This is a genomic window from Methanolapillus africanus (assembly GCF_032714475.1).
Lineage (GTDB): Archaea > Halobacteriota > Methanosarcinia > Methanosarcinales > Methanosarcinaceae > Methanolapillus > Methanolapillus africanus.
This window is the reverse complement of record NZ_JAWDKD010000024.1, coordinates 1-712: the sequence shown is the minus strand read 5'-3', so window position 1 is coordinate 712 and position 712 is coordinate 1. Positions and strand designations below refer to the sequence as shown.

Annotated in this window: 1 protein-coding gene; it reads left to right on the top strand. The window is 37.4% G+C overall.

Annotated elements, in window-relative coordinates:
* A partial coding sequence (locus tag MsAg5_RS08590) for an IS30 family transposase (protein WP_338100222.1) occupies positions 1-650 on the top strand: 650 nt, incomplete at its 5' end.
* Positions 651-712 lie beyond the last annotated feature (62 nt).

Below are 712 nucleotides of genomic sequence, written 5' to 3'. Positions count from 1 at the left end.
CTTCCTATTTTTGCCCAAAGGAAGTAACACCCGTGAACCAAACCATCTCCGAGTATAAAAAATATAGTCATCTCACATTGAATGAACGCATTCGAATTGAAACCTTTTCAAGACTTGGTGTCAGCCAATCAGAGATTGCGGCGGCCATCGGCCGCTCGCAATCTACGATCTCAAGAGAATTGAGAAGGAATCAGCCCCCCAAAAATAAAGTCAAATATAATGCTGAGAAAGCTCATGAACGATATTCTGACAGGATATTAAATGCAGCAAAGAAAGAGCATTTAAAAAATCCGGAAGTACGAAAATACGTTCATGAAAAAATCGTAATTGGATGGTCACCGGAACAAATTGCCGGCAGAATCCAAATTGAAATGGAAGGATTGAAAACAAATTACGAGAGCATCTATCAATATATTTATAATGTGTGTCCAAAACTAATTCAATACTTACCAAAACGTCATCGGAAACGAAAAAAGAGAGGAATGAAAAACAAAACCCGTGTCGGAAAAATCCTTAATAGGATTTCAATTGATGAAAGACCGGTGATTGTAAATGACAGAATCAGAGTTGGAGACTTGGAAATTGATACATTTGGATCAAGGAAATCAAAACAATGCGGACAAATAATCGTTGACAGGGTAACGCATTAGGTTTGTATCAATCTGCTGAAAGACAAATCAACAAAAGAAATGATGGATAAAGCGCTTGAAAG